Origin of the sequence: Streptomyces sp. NPDC057963 (assembly GCF_042887155.1) — a bacterium.
In the GTDB taxonomy this organism is placed as follows: domain Bacteria; phylum Actinomycetota; class Actinomycetes; order Streptomycetales; family Streptomycetaceae; genus Streptomyces.
On record NZ_JBHVPX010000005.1, the window covers coordinates 105165 to 118644 of the forward strand.

At 70.2% G+C, this 13480-nt stretch carries 13 protein-coding genes; 4 read left to right on the forward strand and 9 right to left on the reverse strand.

Annotation, left to right across the window (positions count from 1 at the left end; translation table 11 throughout):
* Positions 1–207: 207 nt before the first annotated feature.
* From ACFVT1_RS13595 to ACFVT1_RS13610, 4 genes are all read right to left on the reverse strand, one after another.
* Positions 208–654, reverse strand: coding sequence for a GrpB family protein (locus ACFVT1_RS13595; RefSeq protein ID WP_389794792.1), 447 nt, complete (start codon positions 652–654; stop codon positions 208–210).
* 310 nt (positions 655–964) lie between these two features.
* Entirely contained in the window at positions 965–2143 is a 1179-nt protein-coding gene (locus tag ACFVT1_RS13600) for a CaiB/BaiF CoA transferase family protein (protein WP_389794794.1), read from the reverse strand.
* A gap of 40 nt (positions 2144–2183) precedes the next feature.
* Entirely contained in the window at positions 2184–3380 is a 1197-nt protein-coding gene (locus ACFVT1_RS13605; protein WP_389794795.1) for an acyl-CoA dehydrogenase family protein, read from the reverse strand.
* Positions 3381–3414: 34 nt separating this feature from the next.
* Complete coding sequence (locus tag ACFVT1_RS13610; protein ID WP_389794797.1) at positions 3415–5007, reverse strand: class I adenylate-forming enzyme family protein; 1593 nt, start codon at positions 5005–5007, stop codon at positions 3415–3417.
* Positions 5008–5141: 134 nt separating this feature from the next.
* Here ACFVT1_RS13610 and ACFVT1_RS13615 point away from each other — a divergent pair, with 134 nt between their 5' ends.
* Positions 5142–5741: a TetR/AcrR family transcriptional regulator gene (locus tag ACFVT1_RS13615; protein WP_389794799.1), complete on the forward strand. Its 600-nt coding sequence runs from the start codon at positions 5142–5144 to the stop codon at positions 5739–5741.
* 71 nt (positions 5742–5812) lie between these two features.
* On the opposite strand, the gene ACFVT1_RS13620 is transcribed toward ACFVT1_RS13615, so the two are convergent.
* On the reverse strand, positions 5813–7126 hold the full coding sequence (locus tag ACFVT1_RS13620; RefSeq protein ID WP_389794801.1) for an MFS transporter: 1314 nt from the start codon (positions 7124–7126) through the stop codon (positions 5813–5815).
* 369 nt (positions 7127–7495) lie between these two features.
* On the opposite strand from ACFVT1_RS13620, the gene ACFVT1_RS13625 reads away from it, so the two are divergent.
* A complete protein-coding gene (locus ACFVT1_RS13625) occupies positions 7496–7636 on the forward strand; it encodes a hypothetical protein (protein ID WP_389794803.1) in 141 nt (46 codons plus the stop codon).
* A gap of 29 nt (positions 7637–7665) precedes the next feature.
* Positions 7666–8463 (forward strand): SDR family NAD(P)-dependent oxidoreductase, encoded by a 798-nt coding sequence (locus tag ACFVT1_RS13630; protein ID WP_389794805.1) that lies wholly within the window; start codon positions 7666–7668, stop codon positions 8461–8463.
* A gap of 90 nt (positions 8464–8553) precedes the next feature.
* Here ACFVT1_RS13630 and ACFVT1_RS13635 read toward each other — a convergent pair whose 3' ends face one another.
* Positions 8554–9090 (reverse strand): hypothetical protein, encoded by a 537-nt coding sequence (locus ACFVT1_RS13635; RefSeq protein ID WP_389794807.1) that lies wholly within the window; start codon positions 9088–9090, stop codon positions 8554–8556.
* 244 nt (positions 9091–9334) lie between these two features.
* Positions 9335–10315 carry an ArsR/SmtB family transcription factor gene (locus ACFVT1_RS13640; protein WP_389794808.1) on the reverse strand — a complete coding sequence of 327 codons (981 nt, stop codon included), beginning with the start codon at positions 10313–10315 and terminating at the stop codon, positions 9335–9337.
* A gap of 58 nt (positions 10316–10373) precedes the next feature.
* Between ACFVT1_RS13640 and ACFVT1_RS13645 the strand changes: the two genes are divergently transcribed.
* Complete coding sequence (locus ACFVT1_RS13645; RefSeq protein WP_389794810.1) at positions 10374–11627, forward strand: MFS transporter; 1254 nt, start codon at positions 10374–10376, stop codon at positions 11625–11627.
* Positions 11628–11694: 67 nt separating this feature from the next.
* Here ACFVT1_RS13645 and ACFVT1_RS13650 read toward each other — a convergent pair whose 3' ends face one another.
* Both ACFVT1_RS13650 and ACFVT1_RS13655 read right to left on the reverse strand, forming a co-directional pair.
* Positions 11695–12789, reverse strand: a complete 1095-nt coding sequence (locus ACFVT1_RS13650; RefSeq protein ID WP_389794812.1) for a CU044_5270 family protein — start codon at positions 12787–12789, stop codon at positions 11695–11697.
* On the reverse strand, positions 12786–13457 hold the full coding sequence (locus ACFVT1_RS13655; RefSeq protein ID WP_389794814.1) for an RNA polymerase sigma factor: 672 nt from the start codon (positions 13455–13457) through the stop codon (positions 12786–12788). The genes ACFVT1_RS13650 and ACFVT1_RS13655 overlap by 4 nt, the downstream gene beginning before the upstream one ends.
* Between the last annotated feature and the right edge of the window lie 23 nt (positions 13458–13480).

A 13480-nucleotide genomic window follows, 5' to 3' on the forward strand; every position in this document is an offset into this window, starting at 1 on the left:
CCTGATCCACCGCGTCTGCGAAACCGACGTCCTCGCTCGTCCTCCCTTCATCCTTACAGCTCGCGGTGGCACGCTGCCAACGCCTTCGTCAGCCGAGGGCCGACTGGGGTCGGAGCGGGCTGCCAGCGGGTTTCGGCAGCCCAACGTTCGGCGGCCGCCATCAGAACGTCCGTGGCGGGAGCTTTGATCTGCCCGTAGTCCAGCAGATCAGGCACGCTCAGGGCCAGGCGCTTCTTGAACGCCCCCCCACGCCTGGCGGGCGGCTTCTTCGGCGCGCAGGTAGTCACGGAACAGGAGGGCGAAGCGGGCGTTGGGCCCGTTCGCCTGCCGCAGGTGGACGTTGCACCGTCGCGCGCCGACCGGCGGTGCGAACACCAGCTTCCGGCATTCCTGCCCGCCCGCGATCTCCACACGGTTCCAGGGCTCCGGGCGGCAGCGGAAGCCCTTCGCGGCCAGGAGTCCGATGTGCCGTTCCTCGTCGATGGCGTCGACGAGAATCTGGATGTCCACGCAGTCCTTCGCAGCCAGGCCCGGCACTGCGGTGGACCCGACGTGGTCGATTGCACGGGCTTGGTCTCCGAGGGCACCGCGCAGCGTCCTGGCCAGCTCTTCGAAGTCCACCGCCCAACTCGGTCGGTGGTCCAGCACAGCCACGGGGGCAGACTCATCGGGAAAGGGCATGCACACCAGCATGGTGCGACCGCCGGGAATCCGGCTGCACGAGGGCCGGACTCCGCCGTTACGGAACAGGAGCGGCGTGACCCGCGACGCGATGGCCGAGCACACGCCGTCCACCTCTGAGCAGCCGCAGTCGGGTCCGGAACGGTCGGTGCCCGGAGGTGTGAACGCATGCTCGGCCCGACCGGCCATCGGCGCCCCATGCGGCGACCGGTGGGCGCTGTGGCAGCCACGGCTGCCCCGTCTTCAGTGGTGACCGCCGGACAGCCGTGGCGTGCGGCCGTTGTCAGGTGCTCGCGTGCTGGTCCGAGTACATCTGCTGCCGGGTGGTGAGTGCCTGTTCGTCGAGTAGTTCCTGCGTGTGCTGGCCGAGGGACGGGGCAGGGCTGCGGAAGGTGTCGAGGCCGGCCCCGAAGGTGACGGGGAATCGAGCCTGTGGGCAGACCGCGGAGCCGGAAGGTGCGGTGAACAGCTGCCGGGCAGCGGTGTGGGGGTCGGCCAGAAGCTCACCGGGGCTGGTGAGGACAGGGGCCCAGGGTGCGTTGAGCTCGGCCAGCCGCTTCTCCCACCAGGCGAAGTCGCGGGCCTGGAACACACCGCGCAGCAGGTCTCCCACTGCCTGCCTGGCTGCCGTGCGGGCAGCGCGCCGGTCGTAGGCGGACGTGTTCAACGCCTCGAATTCGTCGGCGAGTTCGGTGCGGAAGCGGTGCCAGAACTTGTCCTCGTACGTGGCGAGGGAAAGACAGCGTCCGTCGGCGGTGGTGAAGACGTCGTTGTCGCCCTGGACCAGACCTGCGTCGAGGGGGTCGGGGATGTTGCGCAACGGCAGCGCGAACAGGGAGCACCACGCCGTGATGGACTCGCTGAGGGACACGTCGACGTGCTGGCCTTCACCGTCGGCGCCGAGGGCGGCGGTCAGGGCGAGGGCCGCGTGCATGGCACCTGCCATGTCACCGATCCGTACGCCGGGACGTGTGATGTGGCCATCGAGGCGTCCAGGGACGGTGAAGAAGCCCGACAGGCCGAGGAAGTTGAGCTCGTGGCCGGGCTTTTGGGCGTAGGGGCCGGTCTGCCCGTAGCCGCTGAGCGAACACAGCACCAGGCGCGGGTTGGCCTCGTGAAGGGTGGCGTAACCCAGGCCCATGCCGTCGAGGACACCGGGGCGGAAACTCTCCACGACGGCATCGGCCGTGCGCACCAGGTCCAGGAAGGCGTCACGCCCGTCTTCGTCCCGCAGGTCCAGGGTCACGGAGCGCTTGTTGCGGTTGAGCGCGTCGAAGAGGTCCGGGGCGACCCGCAGGGGGTCGCCGGTGCGGGGACCTTCGATCTTGATGACGTCGGCGCCGAGGTCGGCGAGCAGAGACGTGGCGTAGGGTCCGGGCAGGAGGCGGGAGAGGTCGAGGATGCGCTTGCCCGTCAGCGCCGACCATGTGGGGGGAGCCGCGGGTCGAGCGGAGTTCGTCATCGGATGCACCTGTCTTGCGGTGGAGGGGCGGTGAGACGGGTCAGGCCATGAAGGCGAGGCCGTGGGCGATGCCGTTGCGCTGGATCTCGGAAGTGCCGGTCAGGATGCGGAACATGCGGATCTTGCGGAACAGGAACTCGATCTCGTTGCCCTGCGTGAGGCCTTCCTTGCCGTGGATCTGGACAGCCTGGTCGAGGATCCTGAAGGCGGACTCGGCGACGAACAGCTTGCACATGAACGCCTCGGTGCGCACCTCGTTGCCCTGGTCGAGGGCGGCGAGCGCGGCGTAGGTCATGGACCGGGCCGCGTAGAGGTCGGTGGCCATGTCGGCGACCTTGTGCTGGATGGACTGCAGGGCCAGCAACGGCTGTCCGCCGGCGACCTTGCGGTGGCGGGTTCGTTCAAGGGTGAGATCGAGGGCGCGGCGGGTGGCGCCGATGACGCTGGGGCAGTGCAGAAGCCGGTTGGTGGTGACGCGGCCGAGGGCGATCCGCATGCCTTTGCCCTCCTCGCCGAGCAGGTTCTCGGCGGGGACGTGGCAGTCGTCCAGAATGATGTCGCTCTCGATGTGCTCCCCGGACATGGGGGTCGCGCCGTCGTCGACCCGGCAACCCGGGCTGTCCAGGTCGACGAGGAAGGCGGAGAAGGACGGCTTGTCACCCTCCTGTTCGCCGGTTCCGGCCATCCGGGCGACGACGATGGCGAAGTCCGCGAAGGGGCCCGCTGAGCTGAACACCTTGTGGCCGCTCAAGCGGTAGCCGTCGCCGTCGCGGACGGCGGTGGTACGCATCGAGCGGACGTCGGAACCGGCATCGGTCTCGGTCAGCGAGAAGCAGCAGGCGCGTTCGCCGCGCACCAAGGGCACCAGATATTTGTCCAGTTGGTACTCAGTGGCGTGCCGCAGGATGTCGCCCGCGCGCAGCGGACCGCCCATGTCACCCAGCACGCTGTGCCCCAGCACGCGCCCGCTGGCCCCGACCTCCTCCTTGAGTGCGGCCAGTGCGGTGTAGGAGAGGTTCTGGCCGCCGTACTCCCCCGGCAGGTGGATGCCGTAGAAGCCCAGTTCGCGGCTGCGGTGCCAGACGGGTTCGAGGTCGGCGCGGGTGAGCCGGGTGTCGTGGGTGATGCCGCGCTCGCGCTCGTAGTCGGCGAGTTCGCCGTCGAGGTAGGTGCGGAGCCGGTCGACGAGGCCGGAGACCTGCGGGTCGTCGTGGACGGGGCGGAGAGAGAAGGTCATTTCGTGGTGGTCCTTGCCGGTCGGAGGGCGGGGGTCAGTTCACACGGCGGTCGGCGCCTGCCCAGAACGGTTCGCGGACGGCCTTGCGGTCGAGCTTGCCGTTGCGGTTGTGGGGCAGTTCGCCGACGAAGTCCACGGTCTTCGGCTTCTTGAAGCGGTCGAGGCGCTCGGCGCAGAACGCCGCGATCCCGTCGGCGGTGAGAGCGTGGCCGGGGCGGGGCACGATGACGGCCTTGACCGCTTCGCCCCACTTCTCGTCGGGGACACCGATGACGCAGACTTCCTGGACGCCGGGGTGCTCGTAGAGGGCGGCCTCCACCTCGGTGCAGTAGATGTTGAACCCGCCGGAGATGATCATGTCTTTCTTGCGGTCGACCAGGAACAGGTAGCCGTCCTCGCGCATCCAGGCGAGATCGCCGGTGTGGACCCACCCGTCGCGGAAGGTCTGAGCCGACAGTTCGGGCTCCTGCCAGTACTCGCGCACGCAGTCGGGGCCGCGGACGATGACCTCGCCGACCTCGCGGGGCGGCAGCGGCCGGCCGGCGTCGTCGACGACGCGGATCTCGGTGTCGTACATCGCGCGCCCGCAGGACTGCAGCAGTTCGGGATCGTCCGCGACGGCGTGGGCGATCTCCTGGCTGCTCAACCCGGCGACCACACTGGTGGTCTCGCCGAGCCCGTAACCCTGTGCCACGACCGGGCCGAAGAACCGTACGGCGTCGCGCAGGCGCTGGGGGGAGATCGGGGCTCCTCCCACGCGCACGCTGGTGAGGCTGGACAGGTCCCGGCCCGCCGCGTCCGGATGGGCGAGCACCATGTTGATCATGGCCGGAACGAGAAAGGTGGCGGTGATGCGCTCCTTCTCCACCGTGTCCACGAAGGCCTCCGCGCTCCACGACGGCAGCACGTGCGTGGTCGATCCGCCGAACACGCCGGCCAGCAGGGTCATCCCGGTGGCGTGCGTGATCGGGCCGCAGGCCAGGTAGCGCGTGCCGGGTCCCGGGCGCGACTCGTCGCTCATGAGCTGCTTGCGCATGTTCGCCACCCGGTTGCCGAAGGTCTGCACCGCGGCCTTGAGCGCGCCGGTGGAGCCGGAGGTGAAGTTCAGGACACACGGCGCGTCCTCGTCGACCTCGACAGCCACCGGGGCGTCGGCCGCCTCGCCGAGCAGGGCCCGGTAGCCGAGGACCGCGGTGGCATCCGGTGCCGCGTCCGTGGTGGTGTCCGGCTCTTCGCCCTCGTCGAGCAGGACCGGGACACAACCGGTGCCCGCTGCCGCGATGGCGGCGAGCGCGTCCTCTCGGTGCTCCGCGTCGAAGACGAGGACCCGCACGGGCGCGTACCGCAAGATGTGCTCGATCTCGCCCCGGCCGAGGCGGGCGTTGATCGGGGCACGTGTCAGCCCGGCCTTGTACAGGGCGAATTCGACCTCGACGAGTTCCCCGCGGTTCCAGGCCAGAGAGGCGACCGCGTCGCCGGGGCGCAGCCCGCGGGCGACGAGGGCGGAGGCGAGCCGGTTGGTCGCGCCGTCCAGCTCCCCGTAGCTCCAGGAACGCTCGCCGCAGACCAGGGCGGTGGCATCGGGCCAGTAGCGGGCGCTGCGGGTGAGGTAGGTACCGAGGTTCATCAACGATCTCCAGCCTTGCAGTTCAACCAATTACAAACACGCAGACTCTTTCCAGACAGATTGTTTTGTAACTGCCGCTCTGTCAAGAGCCATCTAGACTGTGCGCGGATCACGACCGCGGCGAAGGGGGCCTCATGGCCGGGGACAGGCGGACCAGACGGACCCGCAAGGCACTGGCGGCCGCGCTGGTGGAGCTGGTACTGGAACGCGGTTTCGGCGCGCTCACCGTCGAAGACATCACCGAGCGGGCCGATGTCGCGCGCGCCACCTTCTACGCGCACTTCAAGGGCAAGGACGACCTGTTCACGTGCGTGACCGCCGACCTGCTGGAGCGACTGGCGCAGCGTCTGGAACCGGTGGTCGCCGACAGCGCCGTCGGATTCACCGGCAAGCCGCTGCTGGAGATGCTGCGGCATGTGGCCGACGAAAGGGACCTGTACCGCGTCGTCCTGCGCGGCGAGGGCGACGGCAGGCCCCTGCAGATGTTCGTGGACACCTGCGCCGCCGCGACGGCGCAGGAGTTCAAGGCCCGCGCCGATCGCAACGGCGTCGAGTCCCGCATCGACGCCGACCTCCTGGCCCGGGTCTGGGTCGGCGAACAGATCGCCGTATTGCGCTGGTGGGCCGAGGACACCTCTCCGTTGCCCGCCGAAGAGGTCGTGCGCATGCTCCTGGACCTGGCCCTGCACGGCCGGTACTGGGCCAGCGGATACGCCGCACCGAGCCAGGACTGAACCCCCGCCGCTCTGCGCCGTCGGCGGCCGGCCGGGCTCCACCGGCCACCGGCGGCCCGCCCGCACCCCGCCTAGGACACACCCATGCGCCCCGCGTCACGCGCCGGGCGGATGCAGCAGAGGGCCACTGTCCCGGAAACGACCATGACGGCCGCCGCCAGGACGAACGACAGGGTGTAGCCCGCACTCTCCGAGGACGCCGTATCCAGCAGACGACCGGTGAGCGAGGGGGCGAGCAGTCCCGGAAGCGTCCCTGTCGCGGCGACGATCCCGAAGAGCGCGCCGCGCTGGGAGGCGGGCACGACCGCCGCGGCCGTCATGTAGTGCAACGGGAATGCGATGGAGTGCACCCCGAAGGCGACCGCGATCAGAGCGAGCCTCACCGGGAGCGAGCCGACGAAGGGAAACACCGCCATGGCCGCCCCCGCGCACATCACCGCCAGGCCCTGCGGCACGCCGCTCGACCAGCGCAGCGACACCCCTCGCCGGGTCAGCCGGTCGACCACCGGCGACAGCGCCAGCAGCAGCACAAAGCTGAAGGCGGACACGGCACTGATGACCGACGCCGCCGCACCCGGGCTCATGTCCAGCTCGGACCTGAGATACGAGGGCAGCCATGCCTGGCTGACCCCCATCGCCCACGACGCTCCGAACGCGCTGGCCACACTCCCCGCCACCGTGCCGCACAACAGGAGCCGGCGGTAGGGGACGCGTGCGGGCCCGCCGGTCTTGGCCACCGCGCGAGCAGGCGGCTGGTCGTGGGGACCGTCGTGTCCGGCGAACCACCACACCCCACTCCACACAAAGCTCGTCACGGCCAGCACGGCAAAGGCCGAACGCCAACCGAACTGCGTGATGAGCCAGGTCACCACGGGCGCCGCGATGAGCGTGCCGAGCGCGGCACCACTGATCTGCAGTGCCGACGGGAGGCCGCGGCGCCCGGCCGGGAACCATTTGTAGAGGGCGTGCATGGACATCGGTGTTGCCGGACCCTCGGCCGCGCCGAGCAGGATCCGGCCGGCGACCAGCGTCGGCACAGCCGCCACGATCAGCACCGGGAGCTGGGCCAAACCCCAGACCAGGCACATCGTGAACAGCAGGACGCGGCTGGAGACGCGCGAGGAGAAGAAACCGACGGCCAGCCCGGAGAGGCTGAAAAGTACCGAGTAGGCACTGGAGATCAGGCCGTAGGTGCTGTGGCTGATGTCCAGTTCATCCATGATCGGGCCGGCTGCCAGTCCGAGCACCGACTTGTCCGCGAAATTGACGACCATGAACGTGACGATCAACGCGGTGACGAGCCAGGCACGGCGCCGGTCGAACACCGGCGCCTCAAGGCCGCCGGACGCGTCGAGGGGCAGCGGCGGAGATGACTGTGAGGGCACGGAGGAACTCCCGCGGTTCGAGAGAAGCAGGGGCGAACTGCTCTGCCGCGGAAGGACGGGCACCGGGCGGCCGCAGGCGACGAACGTCGCTCCCGCCCGGGGGTGACCCTCGGATATGCGACGCCACAGAGCATCTGAACATGGTGTCTGGTAACGAGCTATTAGTTCGGCAACTTAACGTTGCGGGCGCTTCCGGTCAATGGTTCTGGAACAAGCCATGAACCAAGTCGCCGAAGGTGCCGCCGCCGATCCCGCGGCACGGCCGCTCCGGCCGGGACGGCGGCGGTGCCACCACCTTTGCCGTCCGGGTGCGGGCACGCTTCGTAGGCGCACGAGAGCCTCAGGCGGCCCTGCCCGTCTTCATTCCGCATGACCTACGTCGTCGCGATGCTCGCCGCAGCCGTCGGCCTCCTTCTCACCCTCGCCATCCCGCGCATCCGCCACTCCCCCGCGGAGCAGGACGCCGGGACGGTCCCGGCACGCCCCCGGGCCACCGCCGGAAAGCACTGAACCCACAGGTACGACGAAAGGACATGGCCATGGAACGTCTCAAGGACAAGGTCGCGGTCATCACCGGTGCGGGCAGCGGGATCGGAAGGTCCGCCGCCGAACTGATGAGCCGGCAAGGCGCCCGAGTCGTGGTCGCCGACCACCACACCCGAGGTGCCGAGGAGACTGCCGGGATCATCGAGGCCGCAGGCGGCCGGGTGCTGCCCGTCACCGTGGACGTCACCGACGAGGGCTCGGTCGCCGACATGGTCGCCGCGACCATCGACGAGTTCGGCGACCTGCACGTGCTCTGCAACCATGTCGGCGGGACCAACCCCCGCAAGGACCTGGACCTGCTGCGCATGGACATGGACGAATTCGACCGGGCCGTCGCCCTCAACATGCGCAGCACTCTCCTGGGCGCCCGGCACGCGGTGGCCCACATGATCCGCGCCGGCGGCGGATCCATCATCAACACGGCCTCCGTGGCCGCACTCGTCGGCGACGTACTGCAAACCTCCTACGGCGCCGTCAAGGCCGCGGTGGTCAGCATCACGAAGTCGATCGCGGCCCAGTACGGGCCGCAGCAGGTGCGTTGCAATGCCGTTGCCCCGGGCGCGGTCATGGCCCCCGCCCTGGAGAACAACCTGCCCGAAGACGTCGTCGAAGCGCTGAAGAAGGGCAATGCTCTGCCGTACCTGGGCTCTCCCGAGGACATCGGCCACACCATGGTCTTCCTCGCCTCCGACGAGTCCCGCTACCTCACCGGCCAACTCCTCGTCGTCGACGGCGGCATGAGCATGCAGTCCTCCGCGGCCCCCGGGCGGCGTGCCATGCTCCCCGCATAGCCCCGCCCCCGAGGGCGATGCGCTCGTCGGCCGGGGGCACAGGAGACTGCGTGGCGCGGCACCCGTACGTCCATCGCCCCGGGCCGGCCCTCAAGCCCCCACCCGCCGTACATCCGGTACCGCTCCCCTCGGGTGGGCCGGGTCTTCGGTGATCTTCACGTTCTGGGGCACGTTTCGCGGGAAGGTCCATATACGGCCCGCGGTGCTGACAGCGGTCACCGTCGTCTCGTCCAGGATGACCTCGCAGAACGGGTTGGACCAGTTGGAGATCGCGATCCACTCCAGGGTGTCTTCGCCGTCGTCCCGGGTCAGCGCGACCCAGCCGACACTCCCGTGGTCGGCCGACTCTCCTGCCCAGGCACGGCTGCCGCCACAAGTGTGTGTGGAGAGCGCGGAGTCGACTTCCACCCAGTTTCCGGCGCTCCACTCGGTGGCCCGCAGGAGCTCGGTCCAGTGCCACTCCTCCGTCCCTGGGACGCCGTGCTCATCGGGACCGGAGAGACACAGGAGGTTCATCACCGACAGAGAGCCGTCGGCGAACACGACGAAATCTCCGTCGGGTGCCTGTCGGGCCCGCCACCGGTGGTTCACCTGGTGCGCGGTGGTTGTCACGTCGGAAGCATCCATGCCCAGCACGGTGGCATGCGGCGCGCGGGTCGATCACACTCCCATCGATGGCCGGGCAGCCACGGTTGCCCGGCGCAGGGCAGGGGCAGTCGGCTTCTGTCGGCGCCGGAGGGCAGCCCGGCGAACGGAGCTGATCGAGGCGTTCCTGCAGTCGGCCGATCAGGGCGTCGACGTTCTCGGGCAGCGGCACGGACACTGCCGCCGGCCGCCGGCCGTGCAGGACCTCCGCCTTCCCTGCCGTGGGTCAGGTCTCGCTCCGTCCGGCAAGGAGATCGCCGGTATCCGTACGCCGGTAGACGACGCGTCGGCCGACTCGCGTGCCCGCGATCAGCTCGGCATTGCGCAGGACGGCCAGATGACCTCCGACGGTGCCCAGTGACTGACCGAGTTGCGCGGCGAGTTCGCTGCTGGTGGCGGGGCGTTCGAGCTCGTGCAGCAGGGCGGCACGGCCGGCGCCGATCAGCCGCTCCAAGGCGTGGGCCGGTCTGGGCTGCTCGGTCGTCGCGGCCGATCCCCGGGCCGGGTAGACCAGGGCGTACCGTGCGGGCGGCGCCTCGCACAACCAGGTGCCCCTCGTCATGCAGACCGGGACGAACAGCATGCCTTCCTCGCCGACCACATGGTCCGGTCCGGGCTGGTTGCTGAAGCGGATCGCGTCGGTGCCGACCCATGCGCTGCGGCGGTTCATCTGCTCCAGGGCACGCGGCCAGCCGTAGGCGGCCAGCAGACCGGCGCGGTAGGTGACGTCCCGTTCCAGCAGCGCCCGGCGGCGCGGCCAGTCCTGGGAGATGCAGGTGTTCCATGTGTACCGGAACAGGTCGGCTGTTCGGGCTCCCCACCCGCGCCCGGTCAGCCACTTCAGGTCGTGCCGCTTCCAGCTGTGCGCGACCGCTGCTTCGAGGTCGGCGCGTACGTCCTCGTCGCGCGCACCCGAGACAGCCTCCAATTCGTCCGCGAGGGTCGTCCGCATGCCGCCGGACGGCGGGAGCGTGACGAAGCCCGGCAGGTACTTGGTCGAACCGATCAACTCGACCAGCCCCTTGGCGAAGGGGTCGGCGTCAAGGACCGCGCCGAACTCGTCGTGGTGGCGGGTGTACCAGGGGGTGAGCCACGAATCGGAGCAGGGTCGGGTCAACACGATCATCGACCCCAGCGTCTCGGCAATCGGCGACAGCGCGAACCGGGATTGCGACAGGGCCATCGAGTTCAGCCGTAGCAGCACCATCTTTCGCCTCCTGCCGAAACGTTAGCGTGCGCCGTGGCGCCGTCGCAGACTGCGGCCGGTGTATTCTCCTCTCTTCAGGCAGACTGAATTCCGCTCGTTCTTCGCCGGACGTCTGGTGTCGTTGCTCGGCAGTTCGATGGCTCCGGTGGCGCTGGCGTTCGCGGTGCTGGACTCCTCGGGCAGCTCCCACGACCTCGGTATCGTCCTGTCCGCCCATATGCTGCCGCTGCTGGCGCTCCTTCTGGTGGGCGGGGCCACGGCCGACCGGTTCTCACGCCGGACCGTCCTGACGGCGGCCCATCTCGGCTCGGCACTCACGCAGGGCGGCGTCGCGGCGCTCCTGCTGTCCGGCCACTACTCACTGGTCCTGGTGGCCGTACTGGAGTTCCTCAACGGCGCACTCGCCGCGTTCATCACTCCGGCCCTGCGCGGGATCGTGCCCCAACTCGTCGACAAGACCCTTCTCCGGCAGGCGAACTCGGTGCTGGGATCGGCACGCAACGCCTGCAAGATCCTTGGACCGAGCCTGTCGGGCGTGCTCGTCGTGGCAGTCGGCAGCGGTCCCGCCATCGCTTTCGACGCGTTCACCTATCTGCTCGCGGCAGGTCTCCTCGCACGACTCACCCTGGCCACCGGCACGACCGCACCCCGGCGGGCCACCGTCCTGACCGACATCCGCGTCGGGTGGACCGAGTTCCGCCGGATCCCCTGGGTCTGGGCCGGCACGATGTCCTTCTGCCTGATGAACCTGGTCCAGACCGGCACCTGGCAGATCCTGGGCCCCCAGCTCACCCGGCAGATCAGTGGCGAGGCGACCTGGGGATTCGTGCTCAGCGCCCGTGGCGCCGGCCTGTTGGTGTCAAGCCTGCTGATGTACCGGATCGTGATCAGGCACCTACTGCGGCTGGGGCAGTTGACGAGCGCGCTCGCCGCGCTGCCGCTGCTCGTGCTCGGCGCGCACCTGCATGCCCCGTGGCTGGTCGCGGGCGCGTTCATCGCCGGGCTCGGCTCCTCCGTCACCGCCGTCGCCTGGGACACCTCGCTACAGGAACACGTCCCCGCGCAGGTGCTGTCGCGTGTCACGTCCTACGACGATCTGCTGTCGTACATCGCGATCCCCGTCGGGCAGCTGGCGGTCGGACCGCTGGCCCAGACGTTCGGCGGCTTCCGGGTGGCCGCGGCCGCCGGCGTCCTCTCCGCCGCCGCGGCCGTGATCCCGCTGGCTTCCACCGCCGTGCGCCGACTGCCCCATGCCCGAAGCGGCCACGTCGGCCCCGTCCCACCCGTGCCAGGGCCCGCGCGGCCGACGTGAACCCCCGGGGAGCACCGACCGGCCCCGGTGAAACGCCGCGGGGCCGCCGGTGCGTCCGGCCGCCGCGCTACGCCGTCCTGTTCGCCGGGGTCTCGCCGGGGCGGTCGACTGCGGCCCTGGTGAGGATCGCGGAGGTGCCGAGAACGGTCCCGGCCGGGCCGGCGTCGCCCGCTTCGGTGAGGACGGTGCGTTCACCGAGGAACTCGTACGTGGTCCGGTCGAAGACCCACTGCGTCTGCCGTCCATGTGCCGTACGGGCCACAGAGACGCCCTCGCGTCCCGCGGCGTCGGCCGCCCCGCGGACCACCGTGACCCCGGGGATCTCCGCGGCGGCCCGGTAGAGCGCGGCACCGACCCGCGGCGGCGCCCAGGTCTCGGCGAGCAGATCACCGATCGCGGTGAATGCACGCTGGTCCGGGTCCTGGCCCTCGCCGTGGGTCTCGTCCCGGATCAGCTCCAGCAGGGCGTCCGGGTCGGTGGGCAGTGACGCGACATATGCGTGGGTCGGGTTGCCGATCGACGGATCCGACCCGTGCAGGGTGCTCGGCCGGGGCGTCGCCCCCGGGCCGTCCAGGTGGTACACCGGTGCATCGTCGCCGAGCCGGGAGTCGGGCTCGCCGGCCTCGCGCAGCAGGCCAAAGCGGCTGCCGTCGGCAGACAGCCACACCTGCCGCGTGTGCGCGGGAGCCACGGTCACCGGGCCTCCCCCAGCGCTCTGCCCGGCGTAGGCGACCTTGCTCTCGATGTACACGAACTGGTCGGCGCGGACCGCCGGTTGCTTGGCTCCGGCGGCGGCGAGAGCGATGCGGTCGAGGAGTTGTGTCACCGCGGGGCCACTGGTGGCACCGTGCTTCGTGACCGCGGTGGTGGCGCGCCCGGGTGTGTCCGCAAGGTTCACCGCCACGATGCCGCCGACCACCAGGGTGCAGGCCGCAGCCGGTGCCACGACGCGGACCAGACGTCGCCTCGGGTGGGAGGCCCGGACGGTGGGGCGACCGGGCGTTTCGGCGAGCGCGGCCCTGCCCAGGAGTTCTCGCTTCAGCAGCAGTTCGCGGTCGGGGTCCAGACCGGGGACCGGCGGCGGGGGCAGCAGGCCGGTGAGGCCGAGGCGTTCGTTCTCCTCGGAGCGGTGGTGCGTACGGCGCCACGGGGCGGTGTTCATCCGTTGTTCTCCTGGGTCGACAACCGGGCCGCGGGAATGCGGCCCGGTACTGGCGTGCCGGGGATGGCGGAGGGTTTCCTGCTTTCCTCCTCCGAGGGCCGTTCGGCTCCGGCCCGCGTGGGCTCCGCGCGTGCGGCGCGGGCTCCGGCGTCGGTGAGCTCGCGCAGTCGGCCACGGGCGCGGGACAGCCGTGACCGGACGGTGCCGACCGGCACACCGAGCGCCTCGGCGGCAGCCGCGTAGTCCAGACCGGCCCACACCACGAGGGTGAAGACCTCCCGGTCACGGTGGCGCAGACGGGCGAGCGCGGTGTGTGCGGCACGCAGTTGCTCGGCATCCGCGAGGTGGGTGACGAGATCGTCGACGAAGTCCGGGATCGTGCCGCGTTCCGGGACGCGGGCGAGCGCGATCTCGCGGCACCGGCGTGCGCGTGCGTTGCGACGCATGACGTTGGTGGCGATTCCCAGCAGCCACGGGCGCAGGCTGTCGCCGTCGGGACGCAGTTTCTCCCGGCTGCGCCATGCTTCCAGGAAGGTCGCCGATACGACGTCCTCGGCTTCCGCCCAGTCGCCCGTCACCCGCAGGGCGTATCGGTACAGCACCTGGGCGTGCTCGTCGTACAGCTCTCCCAGGGCGTCGCGGTCTCCGCGGCGGAAGCGATTCCTCATGAGTGTTTCCACACTCTGCTCTG

What these genes read in the sequence shown, in the direction of transcription:
- ACFVT1_RS13600 (WP_389794794.1), bottom strand. Translation starts at nt 2,143, where the DNA reads ATGACGAACTCCGCTCGACCCGCGGCTCCCCCCACATGGTCGGCGCTG.
- ACFVT1_RS13605 (WP_389794795.1), bottom strand. Translation starts at nt 3,380, where the DNA reads ATGACCTTCTCTCTCCGCCCCGTCCACGACGACCCGCAGGTCTCCGGC.
- ACFVT1_RS13610 (WP_389794797.1), bottom strand. Translation starts at nt 5,007, where the DNA reads ATGAACCTCGGTACCTACCTCACCCGCAGCGCCCGCTACTGGCCCGAT.
- ACFVT1_RS13615 (WP_389794799.1), top strand. Translation starts at nt 5,142, where the DNA reads ATGGCCGGGGACAGGCGGACCAGACGGACCCGCAAGGCACTGGCGGCC.
- ACFVT1_RS13625 (WP_389794803.1), top strand. Translation starts at nt 7,496, where the DNA reads ATGACCTACGTCGTCGCGATGCTCGCCGCAGCCGTCGGCCTCCTTCTC.
- ACFVT1_RS13630 (WP_389794805.1), top strand. Translation starts at nt 7,666, where the DNA reads ATGGAACGTCTCAAGGACAAGGTCGCGGTCATCACCGGTGCGGGCAGC.
- ACFVT1_RS13635 (WP_389794807.1), bottom strand. Translation starts at nt 9,090, where the DNA reads ATGGATGCTTCCGACGTGACAACCACCGCGCACCAGGTGAACCACCGG.
- ACFVT1_RS13640 (WP_389794808.1), bottom strand. Translation starts at nt 10,315, where the DNA reads ATGGTGCTGCTACGGCTGAACTCGATGGCCCTGTCGCAATCCCGGTTC.
- ACFVT1_RS13650 (WP_389794812.1), bottom strand. Translation starts at nt 12,789, where the DNA reads ATGAACACCGCCCCGTGGCGCCGTACGCACCACCGCTCCGAGGAGAAC.
- ACFVT1_RS13655 (WP_389794814.1), bottom strand. Translation starts at nt 13,457, where the DNA reads ATGAGGAATCGCTTCCGCCGCGGAGACCGCGACGCCCTGGGAGAGCTG.